This is a genomic window from Nocardiopsis trehalosi NBRC 14201 (assembly GCF_001552555.1).
Lineage (GTDB): Bacteria > Actinomycetota > Actinomycetes > Streptosporangiales > Streptosporangiaceae > Nocardiopsis_B > Nocardiopsis_B trehalosi.
The window spans coordinates 1-15,564 of record NZ_BCRK01000150.1 but is presented as its reverse complement, the minus strand read 5'-3'; the positions used below and the strand labels follow the sequence as shown (position 1 = coordinate 15,564).

Here is a 15,564-nt window from a genome sequence, read left to right as displayed (position 1 = left end):
GCGGCCGGAGCCGAGGGCTCGGCCGGGGCCGCGGTCGCCGCGCCCTCGGTGGCGGCGGCGTCTGCGGCCAGCTTGGCGGCGCGGTCGGCGCGCACCTCCGCGCGGCGCTGGGCGCGGGAGACCTCGACGCGCGGGACGGCGGCCAGCAGCGCCTGCGTGTAGGGGTGCTCCGGCGTCGACAGCACCCGGCGGACGTCGCCGTGCTCGACGATGCGGCCCTTCTGCATGACCAGGACCTCGTCCACCGAACCGGCGACGACGGCGAGGTCGTGGCTGACCAGGATGAGCGACATGCCCAGGTCGCGGCGGAGGTCGTCGAGCAGGTCCAGGATCTGCGCCTGCACGGTCACGTCGAGCGCGGTGGTCGGCTCGTCGGCCAGCAGGACCTTCGGGTCGCACATGAGGCCCATGGCGATGAGCACGCGCTGGCGCATGCCGCCGGAGAACTCGTGCGGGTAGGAGTTGATGCGCCGCTCGGGCTGCGGGATGCCCACCCGCTCCAGGGACTCCACGGCCCGCCGCTTGGCCTCGGCGGAGGTGGCGCCGGTGCGGTGGATGCGGTACGCCTCGATGAGCTGGTTGCCGATGGTGTACTGCGGGTGCAGCGACGACATCGGGTCCTGGAAGACCATGGCGATGTCGTTGCCGCGCATGCCGCGCACCTGGCGGTCGCTCGCCGCGACGATGTCCGTGCCGGTCACCGTGATCTCACCGGTCACGTCCGCCTTGGTGCCGCGGTGCAGGCCCATGAGGGCGAGCGACGTGGCGCTCTTGCCCGACCCGGACTCGCCCACGATGCCCAGCGCCCCGCCGGACGGCACCTCGAAGGAGATGCCGTCCACGGCGGTGATCCGGCCCTCCAGGGTCGGGAACGTGATCCGCAGATCCTTCACTTTGACGACCGGGTCGGTCATGGCCGCCTCACCTTCGGCTCGATTGCCCCGTTCGGGCGGGTGTGCAGAACTCGTCATTTCCATCCCGCCGGGTCAGGCCCCGACGCGCACGCGCGGGTCGACCCACGCGTACAGGAGGTCGACGATCAGGTTGGCGACGACCACGAACACCGCGGTGAACATCGTGACGCCGAGGACCACCGGCAGGTCCTGGCCGCGGATCGCGTCGACCGCGTACTTGCCCAGGCCCGGCAGCGAGAAGGTGCTCTCGGTGAGCACCGCGCCGCCGAGCATCAGCCCGAAGTCGAGGCCGAAGATCGTGATGATGGGGGTCAGCGCCGCGCGCAGCCCGTGCTTGCCGATCACGGTGCGCTCGGGCAGGCCCTTGGCCCGCGCCGTGCGGATGTAGTCCTCGCCCATCGTGTCGAGCATCCCCGCCCGGGTGAGCCGCGCGTACATCGCCGCGTACAGGAAGGCGAGGGTGACCCACGGCAGCACCAGGCCGTGCGCCCAGGCCAGCGGGTTCTCGGTGAACGGGGTGAACGTCCCGCCGGGCGGGAAGATGCGCCAGTAGTAGCTGAACAGCGCCAGCGACACCAGACCGGTGAAGAAGATGGGCAGCGAGACGCCCGCCAGCGCGGTCATCATCGCCACGCGGTCGAGCACCGAGCCGCGCCGGATGGCCGAGAGCACGCCGATGGCGATGCCGACCACCAGCCAGATGACGGCGGCGCCCACCGCGAGGGAGGCGGTCACCGGCAGCCGGTCGATGAGCTGCGGCCACACCTCCGTGTTGTTCTTGAAGGAGTAGCCGAAGCAGGGCGCGGAGCACTCGATGACGTCGGTGCCGCTGTCGTACTCCGTGCCGACGACCAGGCCCTTGACGAACTCCCCGTACTGGACGGTGATGGGCTCATCGAGGTTCAGGCGCTCCTTGACCGCCTCGATCGCCTCGGGCGAGGGCGCCCGGCCCAGGTAGCGGGCCGCCAGGCCGTCGGCGGTGGTCCCCGCCAACCGCGGGACCAGGAAGAAGATCGCGAAGACGACCATGCTGACGACCAGCAGCAGGCCGACACCCGCGAGCAGGCGGCGGAAGATGTATGTGATCACAGCGGATGGCCGAAGCCTTCACCTGCCTTGCTTCGCACGGTTGACGCGGTGCCGGGGGATCGGTGGTGCGGGCCGGCCGTCCGGCCGGCCCGCACCGTCGAGTCACCGCGGGGGCCCGCTCGCGGGCCCCTCAGCGGACTCAGTTCTGCGCAACGCCGAGCGAGGAGTAGTCGTACATCTTGTACGCCTCGCTGAAGTGGACGTTGGTGAGGCCCTCGGGCCGGAAGAGCAGCGCCTTCTGGTCGAGGTAGGGCAGGAACGTCGCGGACTCCATGGCCAGGGCGTCGATCTCGCCGTACATCTGCTCGCGCTCGGCCGGGTCCTCGGTCTGCGCGGCGTCGTCCAGCAGCTGGTTGACCTCGGGGTCGTCCAGCTCGGACAGGTTGCTGTTGCCGGCGTCCTTGATGGAGTCGCCGTGCATGATCTGCTGCAGGAAGCCGTAGCCGGACGGCCAGTCGGCGCCCCAGCCGTACGCCATGATGCCCAGCTCCTCGCTCTCGACGAACGACGGGGAGCCGGCCTGCTCGCTGGTGTAGGTGCCGGTCTCGTAGCCCTTGAGCTGGGCGTCGATGCCGTACTGGGCGAGGGCCTGCTGGAGGGCCTCGGCGGCCTTCTTCTCCTTGTCGCGGTCGGACCGGTAGGAGATGTTGGTGGTGAAGCCGTCGCTCATGCCGCACTCGTCGAGGGCGGTCTGGACGGCGTCGCCGTCGCCCTTGTGCTCGGGCGTGGCGTAGGGGTCGATCTCCTCGTAGCCCGGGGTGCCCGGCGGGAGCATGCTGGTGGCGATGTCGCCGCCGATCGCGCCGCCCCACGCGGCCTGCATCGCGGTCTTGTCGGCGCCGTAGAGGATGGCCTCGCGGCACGCCTTGTCGTCGAACGGCTCGACGTTCGGGTTGATCGCGAAGTAGAGCTTGAAGCCGGTCAGCGGGTTGTCGGCCTGCGCCTTGAGGGCCTCGTCGCGCAGGATCTCGCCGCGGGCCGCGGCCTCGACGCCGAGGCCGGCCACGTCGACGTCCAGGTCGCCGGAGATGAGCCGGTTGTCCCGGTCGTTCTCCTCCTGCTTCCAGGTGACGTTGATCTGCTCGGGCCGGTTGCGGGTGAGCGGGTCGGTCTCGGGGTCGTACTCGGTGTTGCGGACCAGGGTCAGCGGCTGGCCGACGGTCCACTCCGACTCGTACTTGTACGGGCCGCTGGAGACGACCGCGCTCTGGTACTGGTCACCGGTGTCGGCGTCGGCGGGGACCGGCGCGGTCTGCGGCATGGCGGCCAGGTAGTCGAACTCGCTGAACGGGTCCTTGAGGTGGAAGACGATCGTCCGCTCGTCGGGCGTCTCGATGCCCTCGAAGTTGTCGAGGTTCTCGTCCTCATAGGGGCCGGCGTAGTCGCCCGCGTCCAGGATCTGGTTGAAGTATGTCGGGCCCTTGTTGATGATGTCGGGCGCGAAGTTGCTGCGTGCGACGGCGTACTTGATGTCCTCGGAGGTGATGGGCGTGCCGTCCTCGAACGTCAGCCCCTCCTTGAGGGTGTAGGTCCAGGTCAGGCCGTCGTCGCTGACCTGGCCGAGGTCCTCGGCGAGGTCGGGGACCAGCTCCAGGCCGGCCGCGCCGGGCTCCTGGGAGTAGGTCACGAGGGTGCGCGCGTACAGGCGGGTGAAGTCCCAGTTCGCGGCGTAGTAGGTGTTGCCCGGGTCCATCGAGTCGAACTCGTCGGAGTGGGCGAAGTCGAGCGTGCCGCCCTGCTCGTCGGAGGGGTTGACGATGCTGGTGGTCGCCGCGTCGAACTCGTTCTCGGACTCACCACCGCCACCGCCGCCACCGCCGCAGGCGGTGAGGAGCATCGCCGCCGATGTGCCGGCGGCGGCGAGGCCCAGCCATGTCTTTCTCACGGGCGTCTGCCTTTCTGCGCGTATCTCAGTGACAGGGCCGCCCGGGGCGCTCCCACGCCCCGGCACGGCCTGGGGGGATCAGGATTGGGTGCGCGGGTCCAGCGCGTCCCGCAGGCCGTCGCCGAAGAGGTTGAACGCGAGCACCGTCAGGAAGATCGCGAGGCCGGGCGCGAGCATGAAGTTCGGGGCCGCGTTGTAGTAGTCGACGGCCTCGGACAGCATGCCGCCCCAGGTGGGGGTGGGCGGTTCGACGCCGACGCCGAGGAAGGACAGCGCGGCCTCGAACAGGATGTTGGTCGGGATCAGCAGCGTCGCGTAGACGAGGATCGGCGCGAACAGGTTGGGCAGCAGCTCCTTGCGCAGGATGTAGAAGTTGCCGGCGCCCAGGCTGCGGGACGCCTCGACGAACTCCCGCTCCCGCAGGGAGAGCGTCTGCCCGCGGATGATCCGGCCGATGTAGGGCCAGTTGAAGAACCCGATGATGAACACCAGGATGGCGATGCGCAGGCCGTTGCCCTGGAGGCCGAAGGCGGCGTCGGGGATGACGCCCACCAGGGCCATGGCGAACAGCAGCAGGGGGAACGCCAGGAAGATGTCCATCAGCCGGCTGATCACGGCGTCGACCCAGCCGCCGAAGTAGCCGGCGATGATGCCCATGACGGTGCCGATGACCACCGACACCAGGGTGGCGAGGAAGCCGATGAGCATGGAGATGCGGGCGCCGTAGACGATCCGGCTGAAGATGTCGCGCCCGGTGACCGGCTCGACCCCGAGCAGGTAGTCCGGGCTGATCCCGCCCCAGGGCTGGTTGGCGGTGCTCAGGATCGGGTCGATCATCTCCTGGTTCCACTCGTTGGGGGGGTGCCCCAGGAACCGGACGATGAGCGGGGCGAAGATCGCCACCAGCGCCATGAAGACGACGAAGCCGGCGCCGATCATCGCGACCTTGTCCTTGCGCAGCCGCATCCAGGCGATCTGGCCCAGCGACCGGCCGCGGTCGGAGGACTTCGCCAACGCGGCGACCGCCTCGGGCTGGGCCGTCTCGGCCGCCCCGGGTACGTCCAAAGGCGCGGTCATTGCACCACTACTCCCCCACTACTCCCGCTCGTTGTCGCGGCCAAGGTTTCCGGGCGGGTCACCGGAGCTGCCGGCGGTCCCGGGCGATCACACGGATGGTGGTCGCGCCCGGCGTCCGCCGCCCCGGCGGCGGACGGGTCCCCCGTCGCCGGTGGGGCACGGCTGCCGTACCCCGGAAAGTGAACAGAGCCAACGTAGGTCGTGCGCCTGACGGTGCACGGCGATCAATCTACGCCGCAGTACATCACCGAACGTCCAATTGACGGTGATGTGTCCCAATCGTGACACGAGCCTCATGTTCTCGTCACAAGCTGTGACGTGACGCAGGGCACGCCGGGCACCACCGAGTGTGCACGACACGCGCATACGCCGATCCGGGGCCACGCCAGGGTTGGGCCTTTCGTTACGCCGCGTAGACATGATATGCGAATAAAAACCCCATAAGTCCACCAACAAGACAAACGGCACGACCCACACAAAGTGGTCGTGCCGTCGGTATCGGGGAACGGCCGCCGCAGCGGGCGCCGCCCCCGGTCTCACTCGATTCCGTGCTTGCGCAGCAGCGCCTCGATGTCGTCGAGGTCGTCGTCCTTCCGGCCCGCCGGTGTCCCTGGCGCGGGACGGCGCCCGGCCGCGGGACCCGGCGCCGCGATCGGCGGAGCGGCGCCGCGCGGGGCGGTCGCCTTCGGCCCCGCCGCACCGCGCGGTGCGGCGGCCCGGCCCCGGGTCCCCACCCCCCGCGAGCGCATGACCCCCGACACCACCCAGAGCACCACGGCCAGCGCCGCGACGGCGACCCCCGCCCACACCACCGGGTTGAACACCAGGCCGGCGAAGAAGCCGGCCAGGTCGGCGGCGAGCCCCCACAGGATCGCCATGAGCCCCATGAGCCCGGCGGCCAGCGGGATGAGCGACCAGGCGATGCCCCGCAGGCCCGCCGCGGGACCCCTGCGGCGCCACACCACCCACGACACGATCAGCCCCGCCACCGTGAGGGCGGCTCCCAGCATCGGACCTGCGATCGGCAACTGTTCCGGCATGTCCCCAGTCTGGCACCGGGGGGCGCCGCGGCACATCCGGTGGGTCCCCTAGGGAGGGCGGGGGAAGGGAAAGAAACGGGGCGGGGGCGCGGTCGGTCACGGCGGCCCCCTTCGGCTCCTCGGCCGGGGCCGGGGCCCCGCGGCGGCGGACGGCGGGCGCGCGCGGTGCGGCGCCCGGCGCTCAATGTAGTCCGCGCCGCCCCGGGTTTCACGGGCCGTCGGGCGCCGACGCCGAATCGTGACGGGATGCCGACGCGACCGTCATCGGAGGTCCGCCGCCCCCGCCCCACCCGCACCGGGCGTCCCGGCGGCCCCGCGCGGCGCGGGGTCGCCGCCCCCGCGCCGCCGCCGACCGGGTGGCCCGGCCGGCGCGGTCAGCCGCGGGCGGCGGCGACCAGGTCCGCCAGCCACGCGAGGTCGACGCCCTCCAGGCTGGACAGCACGGTCAGCCCGTCGGCCGGCGGGACCTCGGCGTGGTCGGGCACCGCGACGGTCACGCACCCGGCCGCCAGGGCGGAGGCGACGCCGACCGTGGAGTCCTCGAAGGCGACGCAGCGGGTGGGGTCGACGCCGAGCAGCCGGGCCGCCTTCAGGTACGGCTCGGGGTGCGGCTTGTTCCGCGCGACCTCGTCGCCGGCCACCGTGACGTCGAACTGGCGGATGCCGATGGCGCCGATGGCCCGGTCGACGAGGCGGCGCTCGGTGGAGGTGACCAGCGCCGAGGGCACCGCCGAGCGGGCGACCAGCGCCACCAGCTCCTTCGCGCCGGGCCGGGTCTCGGCGCCGTCGGCGAGCAGGCGGGCGAACGCGTCCTGCATCAGCGCGGTCACCCCGGCGGGCGGGAGGTCGGTGCCGGTCAGCTCGATGACGTAGCGCGCCACCTGTTCGGCGGAGCCGCCGATGTTGAGGCGGTGGTCCTGTTCGGTCCAGACACCGCCGAGGGAGGCCACGACCTCCTCCTCGGCGGTGTTCCACAGCCCCTCGCTGTCGATGAGGGTGCCGTCCATGTCGAAGAGGACGGCCTGGGGGACGGTGCTGGGCGCGGTGCCGGTCATACGTTGAAGTATTTCGCTTCCGGGTGATGGACGACGATCGCGTCGGTGGCCTGTTCGGGAACGAGCTGGAACTCCTCGGACAACGTCACGCCGACGCGCTCGGGCTCCAGCAGCCGCATGATCTTGGCGCGGTCCTCCAGGTCGGGGCAGGCCCCGTAGCCCAGCGAGAACCGGGCGCCGCGGTAGCCCAGCTTGAAGAAGGCGTCGAGGTCGTCGGGGTCCTCCCCGGCGAAGCCCAGCTCGGCCCGCACGCGGGTGTGCCAGTACTCGGCCAGGGCCTCGGTGAGCTGCACCGAAAGCCCGTGCAGCTCCAGGTAGTCGCGGTAGGCGTTCTGCTCGAACAGCTTCTGCGTGGCGCGGCTGATGGCCGAGCCGACCGTGACCACCTGGAAGGCGACGACGTCGGTCTCGCCGGACTCCTTGGGCCGGAAGTAGTCGGCCAGGCAGAGGTGGCGGTCGCGCCGCTGGCGCGGGAACGTGAACCGCGTGCGCTCGCTGCCGTCGTCGTCCAGCACGACCAGGTCGTCGCCGTCGGCGTGGCAGGGGAAGTAGCCGTAGACGACGGCGGCCTCCAGCAGGCCCTCGGTCTGGATGCGGTCGAGCCACATCCGCATCCGCGGCCGGCCCTCGGTCTCGACCAGCTCCTCGTAGGAGGGGCCGTCGCCGCGCGCGCCCTTGAGGCCCCACTGGCCCATGAAGGTGGCGCGCTCGTCCAGGTAGGCGGCGTACTCGGCCAGCGGCACGCCCTTGCTGATGCGGTCGCCCCAGAAAGGCGGCTCGGGCACCGGGTTGGCGGTGGAGACGTCGCTGCGCGCCGGCATGTCCTCGGGCTCGGTGACCTTGAGCTTGGCCCCGGTCTTGACGCGGCGCTGCCGCAGCGCGGGCAGTTCGGCGCCGGCCACCCCGCGCTTGACCGCCATGAACGCGTCCATCAGCCGCAGCCCCTCGAAGGCGTCGCGCGCGTAGCGCACCTCGCCCTGGAAGCGCTCGGCGAGGTCCTGCTCGACGTAGGAGCGGGTGAGCGCGGCGCCGCCGAGCAGGACGGGGTAGCGGTCGGCGATGCCGCGCGCGTTCATCTCGTCCAGGTTCTCCTTCATGATCACCGTGGACTTGACGAGCAGGCCGGACATGCCGATGACGTCGGCGCGCTGCTCCTCGGCGGCCTCCAGGATGGTCGACACCGGCTGCTTGATGCCGAGGTTGACCACGTCGTAGCCGTTGTTGGAGAGGATGATGTCGACGAGGTTCTTGCCGATGTCGTGTACGTCGCCCTTGACCGTGGCGAGGACGATGCGGCCCTTGCCCTCGTCGTCGGTCTTCTCCATGTGCGGTTCGAGGTAGGCGACCGCGGTCTTCATCACCTCGGCCGACTTCAGCACGAACGGCAGCTGCATCTGGCCGGAGCCGAACAGCTCGCCGACGACCTTCATGCCCGCCAGCAGGGTGTCGTTGACGATCTCCAGCGCGGGCCGCTCGGTCAGCGCCGCGTCGAGGTCGGCCTCGATGCCGACCAGCTCGCCGTCGACGATGCGCCGCTCCAGCCGCTCCCACAGCGGCAGGGCGGCCAGCTCCTCGGCGCGGGACGCCTTCATGGCCTGGGCGTCGACGCCCTCGAACAGGTCGAGGAAGCGGGCGAGCGGGTCGTAGTCGGCGGTGCGCCGGTCGTAGATCATGTCGAGGGCGACCGTGCGCTGCTCCTCGGGGATGCGGTTCATCGGCAGGATCTTGGACGCGTGCACGATGGCGGAGTCCAGGCCGGCCTCGACGGCCTCGTGCAGGTAGACCGAGTTGAGCACGATCCGGGCGGCCGGGTTGAGGCCGAAGGACAGGTTGGACAGGCCGAGCGTGGTCTGCACCCCGGGGTGGCGGCGCTTGAGCTCGCGGATGGCGTCCAGGGTCTCCAGGCCGTCGCGGCGGGTCTCCTCCTGGCCGGTGCCGATGGGGAAGGTCAGGCAGTCGACGATGATGTCCTCGACCCGCATGCCCCAGTCGCGGGTCAGCTCCTCGATGCCCCGGCAGGCCACCCGGACCTTCCAGTCGGCGGTGCGGGCCTGGCCCTCCTCGTCGATGGCCATGACGACCACGGCGGCGCCGTGCTCCTTGACCATGGGCATGACCCGGTTCACGCGGGACTCGGGGCCGTCGCCGTCCTCGTAGTTGACGGAGTTGACCACGGCGCGGCCGCCGAGCAGCTCCAGCCCGGCCTCCAGCACGGCGGGGTCGGTGGAGTCGAGCATGATCGGCAGGGTGGAGGCGGTGGCCAGCCGGGAGGCGATCTCGCGCATGTCGGCGACGCCGTCGCGGCCGACGTAGTCGATGTTCAGGTCCAGCAGGTGCGCGCCGTCGCGGATCTGGTCGCGGGCGATCTCGACGCAGTCGTCGTAGCGGCCCTCCAGCATCGCCTCTCGGAACTTCTTGGAGCCGGTGGCGTTGGTGCGCTCGCCGATGGCCAGGTAGCTGGTGTCCTGGCGGAACGGGACGCTCTGGTAGAGCGAGGAGGCGGCGGCCTCGGTGCGCGGGCGCCGGTTCTTGATGCCGCGGCCCTGGACGCGCTCGACCACCCGGCGCAGGTGCTCGGGGGTGGTGCCGCAGCAGCCGCCGGCCAGGGAGAGGCCGAACTCGGTGGTGAAGGTGTCGTGGGCGTCGGCGAGCTGCTCCGGCTGCAGGGGGTAGACCGCGCCGTCGGCGCCCAGCTCGGGCAGGCCGGCGTTGGGCATGCAGGAGATGGGCACGCGGGCGTGCTGGGCGAGGTAGCGCAGGTGCTCGCTCATCTCGGCCGGGCCGGTGGCGCAGTTGAGCCCGATGACGTCGATGCCCAGGGGCTCCAGGGCGGTGAGCGCCGCGCCGATCTCGGAGCCGAGCAGCATCGTGCCGGTGGTCTCGATGGTGACCTGGGCGATGATCGGGATGTCCACGCCGGCGGCCGAGCGGGCCCGCTGGGCGGCGATCACGGCGGCCTTGGTCTGCAGCAGGTCCTGGCAGGTCTCGATGAGCAGCGCGTCGGCGCCGCCGTCGATGAGGCCGCGGTGGCAGCGCTCGTAGTAGTCGCGCAGGGTGGCGTAGTCGATGTGGCCGAGCGTCGGCAGCTTGGTGCCGGGGCCGACGGAACCGAGGACGTAGCGCGGCTGGTCGGCGGTGGCGTACTCGTCGGCGGTCTCGCGGGCCAGCCGGGCGCCGGCCTCCGCCAGCTCGTAGGTGCGCTCCGGGATGTCGTACTCGCTCAGAGCGGCGTAGTTGGTGCCGAAGGTGTTCGTCTCGACACAGTCCACGCCGACGTCGAAGAACGCGGCGTGGGTGGCGCGGACGACGTCCGGGCGGGTGACGTTGAGGATCTCGTTGCAGCCTTCGAGCCCCTCGAAGTCGTCGAGGTCGAGGTCGTGGGCCTGCAGCATGGTGCCCATGGCGCCGTCGGCGACGATGACCCGCTGGGCAAGGGCGTCCCGGAAGGAGAGGCGAGAGCTCATAACCCCCAACTGTAGTGTCGTCGGCGCGCGGCCCCGGGGAGCCGGGGGCCGTCGACCGCGCCTGCGGCGGGCACGGGAACGGCACCGAACGGCGTCACTTGTCCGAAATGCCGGTTCCACCGGCGACGATACCGCACACCGTCGCACCGGCGGTGGCGCAGCCCATAGGCTGGACGGAGTCCCTCCGGGTGCCGGCGGGCGCCGCGCCGGGTGGCCGCGGCCCGGCGGCACGTGGTAGGGCTGTGGGGACGCGCGCGCACGCCCGCGTGCGCGCCGACATTGCGACCGACAAGACCCGTCCCGGCGCCGCGGCGCCGGAGCACGGGATGTGAGGAGGCGGCCGGTGCCTGAGCTCGACAGCGTTCCCGAGCTCGTCGAGCCCGTGATGGTGGCCGCGTTCGAGGGCTGGAACGACGCCGGCGAGGCCGCCAGCGCGGTCGTCGAGCACCTGGCCTCCGTCTGGGACGCCGACGAACTGCTCTCGCTGGAGCCCGACGACTACTACGACTTCCAGGTGTCGCGGCCGCGGGTGACCGTGGTCGACGGCGAGCACCAGGGCCTGACCTGGCCCAGCACGACGGTGTCGCTGGCCCGCCCGGCGGGCGGGCGCTCCGACGTCGTGCTGGTCAGCGGGTCCGAACCCAACATGCGCTGGCGGGGCTTCGCCGGCGACCTGCTCGCGGTCGCCCGCGAACTCGGCGTCCGCCGGATCGTGCTGCTCGGGGCGCTGCTCGCCGACTCCCCGCACACCCGGCCCGTCCCGGTCACCGGGGTCACCAGCCCGGGCGGCCTCGGCCGGACGCTGCACCTGGAGCCCACCACCTACGACGGGCCCAGCGGCATCGTCGGCGCCGTGCACGACGTGTTCGCGGCGGCCGGCCTGGAGGTCGTGTCGCTGTGGGCGGCGGTGCCGCACTACGTCGCGCAGCCGCCGTGCCCCAAGGCCACCCTCGCCCTGCTGCGGCGGGTGGAGGACGTGCTCGATCTCACCGTGCCGATGGGCGACCTGCCCGAGGAGGCCCGCGCCTGGGAGCACGGGGTGGACGAACTCGCCTCCGAGGACGACGACATCGCGGGGTACGTGCGCAGCCTGGAGGAGGCCAAGGACGCCGCCGACCTGCCCGAGGCCACCGGCGAGGCCATCGCGCGCGAGTTCGAGCGCTACCTGAAGCGGCGCCGCCGGAACTGAGCGCCCGCCCGCGCACCGGCGGGCGGGCGGCACCGGTCAGGCGCCGAGGCGCCGCCACTCGCCCGTGGCCAGGACCGCGGCCCAGGCGCCGGCGATCCGGGCCAGGCCCCGGCGGACCTCGTCGACGACGGCGGGGGCGAGCACCCCGGCGGTGTCGGTCGGCGGCTCCAGCCGCACCGTCACGCGCAGCCCGTCGAGCACCCGCTGCCCGCGCGCCGCGGTCTCGGGGTCGGCGGGGCGCCCGGCGGCGGTGGCGAGCACGGAGCGCATGGCGTCGCGCAGCGCGACGGCCTCGTCGAAGTCGGCCAGGGTGATGGGGATGGCGCCGTCGGTCACCAGGCGGTGCTCGCGCAGGAAGCGCGCGAGGTCGGCGCGGTCGCCGAGGGAGTCTCCGGTGGCCACGAAGGCCCGGACGAGCCCCGCGGCGGTGCTCTGTTCGGTGGGGGTGGTCATGGGCCTATCCCACCACGGAACGCGACCGCCCGCTGGCGATGGGCACCGCGCGACCACATCCGGCCGCGCGGTGCCGCGCGGTCAGAGCGCGACGCCCAGCAGGGCGTCGGCGACGTCGCGGACCAGTGCGGGCGCGGCGGGGTCGCCCGCGTCGCCCGCGCCCGACCCGGCCGCCGCGAGGGCGGCGTCGGCCCAGGCGTCGACGGCGGCCACGGCCGCGGCGGCGTCGAGGTCGTCGGCGAGCGCCGCGCGCACCGCGGCGAGCACGGGCATCGCGTCGGGGCCGGCGGGCAGCGCGGCGGCGGCGCGCCACCGCTCCAGCCGGGACCGCGCCCCCTCCAGCGCGTCGTCGGTCCACTCCCAGGCGGTGCGGTAGTGGTGCGGCAGCATGGCCAGCCGGATGGCCATGGGGTCGACGCCCTGCTCGCGCAGCCGCGACACGAAGACGAGGTTGCCGCGCGACTTCGACATCTTCTCGCCGTCGAGCCCGACCATGCCGACGTGCACGTAGGCGCGGGCGTGCGGGCCGGTGCCGGACGCGCAGCGGGCCTCGGCGGCGCCCATCTCGTGGTGCGGGAAGACCAGGTCGTCGCCGCCGCCGTTGAGGTCGAAGCCCATGCCCAGCTCGTGCAGCGAGATGGCGCTGCACTCGACGTGCCAGCCGGGGCGGCCGCGCCCCAGCGGGGTGTCCCAGGCGGGCTCGCCGGGGCGCTCGGCGCGCCACAGCAGCCAGTCGAGGGGGTCCTTCTTGCCCGGGCGGTCGGGGTCGCCGCCGCGCTCGGCGAACAGCGGCAGCATCGCGGCGCGGTCGAGGCCGCTGACCTCGCCGAAGTGCGGCGCCGACTGCACCGCGTAGTAGACGTCGCCGTCCAGGTCGTAGGTGGCGCCGCGCTCGCGCAGGCGCTCGACGAAGGCGGCGATCAGGTCGACGGACTCCACGACCCCGACGTAGGCGCGCGGCGGCAGGACGCGCAGCGCGGCCATGTCGTCGCGGAACACCTGGATCTCGCGGTCGGCCAGCGCCCGCCAGTCCTCACCGGTGGCGGCGGCGCGCTCCAGCAGCGGGTCGTCGATGTCGGTGGTGTTCTGCACGTAGTCGACCTCGTGCCCGGCGTCGCGCCAGACCCGCCCGACGAGGTCGAAGGTCAGGTAGGTGAACGCGTGCCCGATGTGGGCCGCGTCGTAGGGGGTGATGCCGCACACGTACATGCGCGCGGTCGGCCCGGGATCCGTGGTGCGCACCGTGCCGGAGGCGGTGTCGTGCACGCGGAGGGGGCCGCCGGTTCCGGGCAGGCGGACGGGGTCGGACGCAGGCCATGAACGCATGGTCCGAGACTATCCGCCGTCCACGCGCGTGGACGCCCCGGGCCCGGCCGCCGCGCGGGGCGGCCCGCGCCGCCCTCTCGCGCGGACGGCGTGCGGGGGCGGGGGTTCAGCCCGGCGCGCCGCCGCGGCGGTGCGCGCTCATGATGAAGGACACGCTCACGGCGACGGCCAGGGCGCACAGAGCGGCGAACTCCTCGTTGCCGGCCCGCCAGTGCAGCACCGCCGCGGCGAACGCGACGACGTAGAGCAGCCAGTAGGCCCCGCGCTCCAGCACGCGGGGCGGGGCGCCGGGCCGGGGGCGGGCGCCGCGCTCCCGGGGGGCGCCGCCGGACGGGCGCCGTCGTCTGGTGATCACGGTGGTTCGTCCCTTCGGCCCCGTGGACGCCGGGAGCGGCGGGCCGGGCCGTCCCCCACTCCCGCCCAGTACGACGTCCGGCGAGGTCAACGGGTTTACCGGCGGGTCGGGCGGCGGGTCACCGCACCATGCGCCAGGCGGCGGGGTCGCCCGGCGCGGCGGTGAACGCGTAGCGCAGCCCGCCGGGGGCGCAGGCGACGAGGGACATGGAGGAGGTCGCCCACAGCCGGCCGTCGCCGAGGTCGACCCGGGCGGTCAGCGACGACGGGTCGCCGCCGGACACGGAGCGGGCCGGGCCGCGGGCGGCGGCGTCGAGCAGGTCCGGCCACTCCCCCCACAGCTCGCCGACCGCGGTGGCGGTCCGCAGGGCGGCGCGCCCGGTGTCGGGGCGGGCGGCGGCGAACCGGGGGGCGTGCGCGCGGGCGCGCGGGTCGTCGGGGTCGAGCCCGGTGTTGACGATCACACTGACGCCGGGCGGCACCGGCCGCTCGGTGAGGTCGCGGCCGTCCCACCCGTACAGGACGGCGCCGGCGGGCTCGGCGGCGAGCAGGTGGAAGGACTCGTGGTGGCGCAGGTCGCGCGGGCCCAGGCCGAGTCCGCCGCCGGCGGCGGCGCGCAGCGGCAGGCGGCCTCGGGTGGGCCGCACGGCGCCCGGCGGAAGGGGTTCGGGCGGGGCCGCGGGCGGGTGGCCGTTGAGGACGGCGCCGACCCGGGGCGGGGCGCCGCCGTCGCCGGGGTCGACCGCCAGCCAGGTGCCGCCGGCGCGGACGTCGCGGCCGCCGATGAGGGCGGGGTACTCCGGCCAGTGCCGGCCGGGCCACTCCCAGGGGCGGTCCAGCAGTTCATCGCGGACCGCCGCGATGAGCAGCGGCACCTCCGCGTCGGGGTCGTGGGCGACGACCACGGTGCACATGGGGGCCTCCTCGGCCGCCCGGCGGGGCGCGGCCGGGGACGGGGCGCCGCCGCCCGCGGGCGGATTGCGGCCGACAGTACCCGCAGCGTCGTGCCCGCACCACCGCGGGGTCCCCGCCGGTCCCCTAAGCTCGGTTCGGCCGGGCCCCGCCCGCCCCCCGCCCACCCCCTCCTGGAGCGTGAATGGCCCACCCCGAGTCGCAGGAGCAGGCCGCCCCCGTCCCCGCCGCCTCCCGCGGCCTGACCGCCGCCGAGGTCGCCGAGCGGGTCGCCGCGGGGCGGACCAACGACGTGCCCGTACGGGCCGGGCGCAGCGTGGGCCAGATCGTCCGCGGCAACGTGCTCACCCGCATCAACGCGATGGTGGCCGTGCTGTTCGCGATCATCGCGGTGATCGGCCCGGTGCAGGACGGGCTGTTCGCGCTGGTGATCGTGTGCAACACGCTCATCGGCATCGTGCAGGAGCTGCGCGCCAAGCGCACCCTGGACCGGCTGGCGATCGTCAACGCCGCGCACCCGCGGGTGGTGCGCGACGGCCGGACCGTGCCGGTGAGCCCGCAGCAGGTCGTGCTGGACGACGTCATCGAACTGGCGCAGGGCGACCAGGTGGTGGTCGACGGGGACGTGGTGGCGGCCACCGCGCTGGAGGTCGACGAGTCGCTGCTCACCGGCGAGTCCGAACCGGTGGTCAAGGTGCCGGGCGACCGGGTGATGTCGGGCAGCTTCGTGGTCGCCGGATCCGGCCGGTTCCGCGCCACCAAGGTCGGCCGGCACGCCTACGCCGCCCGGCTCGCCGAGGAGGCGA

Annotated in this window: 13 protein-coding genes; 2 read left to right on the top strand and 11 right to left on the bottom strand. The window is 73.3% G+C overall.

The window, feature by feature from the left end:
- The 7 genes from NT8_RS21475 to metH form a co-directional block, all read right to left on the bottom strand.
- Positions 1 to 914 (bottom strand): ABC transporter ATP-binding protein (locus NT8_RS21475; protein WP_157515925.1); only part of this gene is annotated, 914 nt, incomplete at its 3' end.
- A gap of 72 nt (positions 915 to 986) precedes the next feature.
- Complete coding sequence (locus NT8_RS21470) at positions 987 to 2,003, bottom strand: ABC transporter permease (protein ID WP_067972665.1); 1,017 nt, start codon at positions 2,001 to 2,003, stop codon at positions 987 to 989.
- A 139-nt stretch (positions 2,004 to 2,142) separates the two neighbouring features.
- Positions 2,143 to 3,888 carry an ABC transporter substrate-binding protein gene (locus tag NT8_RS21465; RefSeq protein ID WP_067972662.1) on the bottom strand — a complete coding sequence of 582 codons (1,746 nt, stop codon included), beginning with the start codon at positions 3,886 to 3,888 and terminating at the stop codon, positions 2,143 to 2,145.
- A gap of 78 nt (positions 3,889 to 3,966) precedes the next feature.
- Positions 3,967 to 4,965: an ABC transporter permease gene (locus NT8_RS21460; protein WP_067972659.1), complete on the bottom strand. Its 999-nt coding sequence runs from the start codon at positions 4,963 to 4,965 to the stop codon at positions 3,967 to 3,969.
- Positions 4,966 to 5,501: 536 nt separating this feature from the next.
- Entirely contained in the window at positions 5,502 to 6,005 is a 504-nt protein-coding gene (locus NT8_RS21455) for a cellulose synthase (RefSeq protein WP_245646267.1), read from the bottom strand.
- Positions 6,006 to 6,379: 374 nt separating this feature from the next.
- Complete coding sequence (locus tag NT8_RS21450; RefSeq protein ID WP_067972650.1) at positions 6,380 to 7,060, bottom strand: HAD family hydrolase; 681 nt, start codon at positions 7,058 to 7,060, stop codon at positions 6,380 to 6,382.
- On the bottom strand, positions 7,057 to 10,524 hold the full coding sequence (gene metH / locus NT8_RS21445) for a methionine synthase (RefSeq protein ID WP_084469162.1): 3,468 nt from the start codon (positions 10,522 to 10,524) through the stop codon (positions 7,057 to 7,059). The genes NT8_RS21450 and metH overlap by 4 nt, the downstream gene beginning before the upstream one ends.
- Positions 10,525 to 10,867: 343 nt before the next feature.
- On the opposite strand from metH, the gene NT8_RS21440 reads away from it, so the two are divergent.
- Positions 10,868 to 11,713: a PAC2 family protein gene (locus NT8_RS21440; protein ID WP_067972646.1), complete on the top strand. Its 846-nt coding sequence runs from the start codon at positions 10,868 to 10,870 to the stop codon at positions 11,711 to 11,713.
- Positions 11,714 to 11,749: 36 nt separating this feature from the next.
- Here NT8_RS21440 and NT8_RS21435 read toward each other — a convergent pair whose 3' ends face one another.
- The 4 genes from NT8_RS21435 to NT8_RS21420 all read right to left on the bottom strand — a co-directional run bounded on the left by NT8_RS21435 (position 11,750) and on the right by NT8_RS21420 (position 14,760).
- Positions 11,750 to 12,166: an ABATE domain-containing protein gene (locus tag NT8_RS21435; RefSeq protein WP_067972643.1), complete on the bottom strand. Its 417-nt coding sequence runs from the start codon at positions 12,164 to 12,166 to the stop codon at positions 11,750 to 11,752.
- Positions 12,167 to 12,247: 81 nt separating this feature from the next.
- Positions 12,248 to 13,492, bottom strand: a complete 1,245-nt coding sequence (gene mshC / locus NT8_RS21430; RefSeq protein ID WP_067972640.1) for a cysteine--1-D-myo-inosityl 2-amino-2-deoxy-alpha-D-glucopyranoside ligase — start codon at positions 13,490 to 13,492, stop codon at positions 12,248 to 12,250.
- Between the two features lie 106 nt (positions 13,493 to 13,598).
- Positions 13,599 to 13,847 carry a hypothetical protein gene (locus tag NT8_RS29540; protein ID WP_067972637.1) on the bottom strand — a complete coding sequence of 83 codons (249 nt, stop codon included), beginning with the start codon at positions 13,845 to 13,847 and terminating at the stop codon, positions 13,599 to 13,601.
- A 118-nt stretch (positions 13,848 to 13,965) separates the two neighbouring features.
- Positions 13,966 to 14,760: an NRDE family protein gene (locus NT8_RS21420; protein WP_067972634.1), complete on the bottom strand. Its 795-nt coding sequence runs from the start codon at positions 14,758 to 14,760 to the stop codon at positions 13,966 to 13,968.
- Positions 14,761 to 14,942: 182 nt separating this feature from the next.
- Here NT8_RS21420 and NT8_RS21415 point away from each other — a divergent pair.
- The coding region (locus NT8_RS21415; RefSeq protein WP_449406620.1) for a P-type ATPase at positions 14,943 to 15,564 on the top strand (622 nt) is incomplete at its 3' end.

What these genes read in the sequence shown, in the direction of transcription:
- metH (WP_084469162.1), bottom strand. Translation starts at nt 10,524, where the DNA reads ATGAGCTCTCGCCTCTCCTTCCGGGACGCCCTTGCCCAGCGGGTCATC.
- NT8_RS21455 (WP_245646267.1), bottom strand. Translation starts at nt 6,005, where the DNA reads ATGCCGGAACAGTTGCCGATCGCAGGTCCGATGCTGGGAGCCGCCCTC.
- mshC (WP_067972640.1), bottom strand. Translation starts at nt 13,492, where the DNA reads ATGCGTTCATGGCCTGCGTCCGACCCCGTCCGCCTGCCCGGAACCGGC.
- NT8_RS21460 (WP_067972659.1), bottom strand. Translation starts at nt 4,965, where the DNA reads ATGACCGCGCCTTTGGACGTACCCGGGGCGGCCGAGACGGCCCAGCCC.
- NT8_RS21420 (WP_067972634.1), bottom strand. Translation starts at nt 14,760, where the DNA reads ATGTGCACCGTGGTCGTCGCCCACGACCCCGACGCGGAGGTGCCGCTG.
- NT8_RS21435 (WP_067972643.1), bottom strand. Translation starts at nt 12,166, where the DNA reads ATGACCACCCCCACCGAACAGAGCACCGCCGCGGGGCTCGTCCGGGCC.
- NT8_RS21450 (WP_067972650.1), bottom strand. Translation starts at nt 7,060, where the DNA reads ATGACCGGCACCGCGCCCAGCACCGTCCCCCAGGCCGTCCTCTTCGAC.